The sequence below is a fragment of the Paracoccus panacisoli genome (assembly GCF_042435015.1).
Taxonomy (GTDB): domain Bacteria; phylum Pseudomonadota; class Alphaproteobacteria; order Rhodobacterales; family Rhodobacteraceae; genus Paracoccus; species Paracoccus panacisoli.
Genome location: NZ_JBHMQU010000105.1, coordinates 1 through 3,259 on the forward strand (window position 1 = coordinate 1; position 3,259 = coordinate 3,259).

Here is a 3,259-nt window from a genome sequence, read left to right on the forward strand (position 1 = left end):
CCTGATCAGGCCCTGACCTCTCCGAAGGTCGGCGCTCCTACACCACGGCGTGGGACACTATCTCCTTGGACAGATTTCCGGCTCGTTTAAGCTACTGCCTGCGCCCCCTGCCGTTCCTCAGCCTGACAAGGGCGGGTTCAGCCAGCAGTTGTGAGGTAAAGGGATGAAGAACCAAGACCCGATCACTATCCGCTGCGATAGGTACCGCAAGGGTCTTCCTGCCGTAGTTCCTTTCACGTAACTTTCTAATCCGACATAAGTATTCAGTGACCTTATGGTCTAGAGCAACAACCTGTGAGGCGCAGCTTTGCTGAAAAAACAAAAAGAACGCTGGGCCGTTGTGGCCCATTTCTTTACAGGACATAATGATCGATGGCTGGATGATTTCATTAACAACCCGCAGATCAAGTTCACAAAGGTCCCACCAGTGACAGGGTCTGACACTTGGCATATCCGCAAATCCAAGCTTACATCACAACGCGAATGGCTCGGTCATTTTCGTCAGGCTTTGAAAGCATTTTGGAAAAGGCCGGATGGGATAATTGCATGCTTTCCGCAGCTGGCAATGTGTGCTGCCTTGCTAAAGAAAGTTACCCGCAGAAACGTCTGCATTATAGCATACAACTTTAACCTTGGCGCACTGCGTTCTGGCAGGCGACAATCCGCTGCCCGTTTTGTAGCAGACCAGATCAACTACTTTGTTGTTCACTCGCCATCCGAGGTCGAAAGCTACGCATCCTATCTTGGCGTATCTAGGGAGAAAGTACGATTTATTCCCTTGCAACGAGGGGAGATCGACTTGACGCGAAACGAAGACCTTAATGATCCATATCTAATCGCGATGGGATCAGCGGGACGGGATTACCGTACACTCCTAAAGGCTGTAAACGAACTTGGAATACGCAGCATCATCGTAAGCCGCCCTGACATCATCGAAACTTTACCCCCAAGTTCCAATGTAACATTCATGTCCTCACTGTCTTCTGAAGAGTGTATGAGACTATTGTCACGTGCTCGGATCAGTGTGACACCGATTGCCAACCAAGAGACGGCGTCAGGCCAAGTTACCTTCCTAAACGCGATGCAACTGGGCGTTCCACTGATCGCCACACGCTGCCCTGGCACAGATGGGTATATTGAGGATGGTAAGACCGGGCTTCTGGCTGCACCTGGTAGCGTGGAGGATATGAAAGTAGCAATTCTAAGCCTGTGGAAAAACGAGGTGAAGCGACAAGAGTTGGCCACTAAGGCGCGGGAGGAATTTTCTCGTAGATTTTCAGATCAGGCGGCTGCAGACAGCCTTCAGAAGCTTATCGAGAAGGCCAGCGCAAATTGATACAGAGATACAATTCAAGAAGCTTTGCCTCGCTTAAGGAACTCACGTTGTTGTTCAAGATACCACTTCTGCGACCCAGGTAGCGAGCGCTGAAGAATTCCATAAGAGCGAGGGATGGCAGCCAATACGCCACGAGCTTGAGGAAACTTAAGCCGTCGTGCTAGCAGGTCTTTAAGCGCTTCACCTAATAGCCTCCTCGCAACAAATATTGCGAATGAAGCGCGGTGCCGTAGGGGTGAATCGCTCTTGACCGGCCTTAGGTGTTTGATCCCACGGTTTGATGGTGCGATCCTTACTTCGGAATGGAGGGAAGCACTATGGGACAGGTTCGTCACGGGAGCGCCACGACCACGCACGCCGTCAGAGCTGCAATACAGCGATCGCAAGCTTCGCTCGCGCAGCTGAGCCGGGAACTGGGGATCAACCCCAAGACGGTGGCGAAGTGGCGCAAGCGCGCGACGGTCGAGGACATGAAGACCGGGCCGAGGGAACCGCGGTCTACCGTCCTGACCGAGGCCGAAGAGGCGGCGGTCGTAGCGTTCCGGCGCCATACGCTGCTTCCGCTCGATGACTGCCTCTATGCCCTGCAGCCGTCGATCCCGCACCTGACCCGTTCGGCGCTGCACCGCTGTCTTCAGCGCCATGGCATCTCGCGGCTGCCGGATGTCGAGGGTGACAAGCCCCAGCGACAGAAGTTCAAGCGCTACCCCATCGGCTTCTTTCACATCGATATCGCGGAGGTGCAGACCGGCGAAGGGAAGCTCTATCTGTTCGTCGGCATCGACCGGACGTCCAAGTTCACCGTGGCTCAACTCGTTGCAACAGCTGACAGAAAGACTGCCTGGGAGTTCCTCCAGCACATGCTCGAGGTCGTGCCCTACCAAGTCCACACGGTTCTCACCGACAACGGCATCCAGTTCGCCGAGCAGCCCCGCAACCGGAACACTATCTACTCCCGGCCAATGCGCTTCGACATGATCTGCGAGGCGAACGGGATCGTGCACAGACTGACCAAACCCAACCACCCGTGGACCAACGGCCAGGTCGAGCGGATGAACCGCACGATCAAGGACGCGACCGTCAAGCGCTTCCACTACGACAGCCACGATCAGCTGCGAACACACCTCGCCGACTTCCTGGCAGCCTACAACTTCGCTCGCCGGCTGAAGACACTCGGCGGTCTCACGCCCTACGAATACATCTGCAAAATCTGGACATCAGAACCGGATCGATTCATCCTTGATCCGATCCACCAGATGCCGGGACTGAACACCTAGGGCACAAAATGCTTTACATCAGACACAGATTGTCGAAGTTCGGACATACTTCTCTCAAGGAAATGCGCTGCTCGCATGGGTGAGCGGAATGCCGTGGTGATCTCTCAAGGGGCGCTTGCAGATGAATTGCAGGTTGATCCTCGCACCGTGCGCCGCGCCATTGCCATGCTGCGGGATCACAACTGGATTCAGAATCTTCTGAGCTTCATCAACCAGTGACCGAAGGTTCACGGCGAGCGGCCCGATCCCCGTCTGGATCGTCCGCTCCGGCCCGGTCCCGTGATGAACAACGCGCTGACGGCCATCGCACAGCCGCTCGTCCGCAAAGCGGGCAACAAAGTTGGCCGCCTCGGCCTTCAGTGCGGCTGACCTGCCCCCCGCGAGATCCCTCAGTCTGATGTAGAGTCTGCTCAACCGCGAAGGAGCAGACGAATGAGGATAAGCCGTTTCACCGAGGCGGAGATAATCGGGATGATTAAGGAGCAGGAGGCGGGCATGCCGACAGCTGAGGTGTGCCGCAGGCATGGTCTCAGCCCGGCGACGTTCTACAAGCTAAAAGCCAAGTATGGCGGCATGGAGGTCTCCGAAGCCGCCAGGCTGAAGGCGCTGGAAGACGAGAACGCCAAGCTCAAGCGCCTGCTGGCCG

4 protein-coding genes are annotated in these 3,259 nt (G+C 55.8%); all 4 read left to right on the forward strand.

The features are described 5' to 3' along the window. Positions 1-307: 307 nt before the first annotated feature. A complete protein-coding gene (locus ACFHYO_RS15855) occupies positions 308-1,336 on the forward strand; it encodes a glycosyltransferase (RefSeq protein WP_394321683.1) in 1,029 nt (342 codons plus the stop codon). 317 nt (positions 1,337-1,653) lie between these two features. Then, entirely contained in the window at positions 1,654-2,613 is a 960-nt protein-coding gene (locus tag ACFHYO_RS15860; RefSeq protein WP_394321685.1) for an IS481 family transposase, read from the forward strand. 75 nt (positions 2,614-2,688) lie between these two features. Beyond that, complete coding sequence (locus ACFHYO_RS15865; protein WP_394321689.1) at positions 2,689-2,832, forward strand: hypothetical protein; 144 nt, start codon at positions 2,689-2,691, stop codon at positions 2,830-2,832. 213 nt (positions 2,833-3,045) lie between these two features. After that, positions 3,046-3,259, forward strand: a 214-nt coding sequence (locus ACFHYO_RS15875; RefSeq protein ID WP_394321687.1) for a transposase, incomplete at its 3' end; no start/stop codon positions are given.

Excerpts from the sequence above, each read along its gene's own strand:
- ACFHYO_RS15860 (WP_394321685.1), top strand. The coding sequence starts at position 1,654 with ATGGGACAGGTTCGTCACGGGAGCGCCACGACCACGCACGCCGTCAGA.
- ACFHYO_RS15865 (WP_394321689.1), top strand. The coding sequence starts at position 2,689 with ATGGGTGAGCGGAATGCCGTGGTGATCTCTCAAGGGGCGCTTGCAGAT.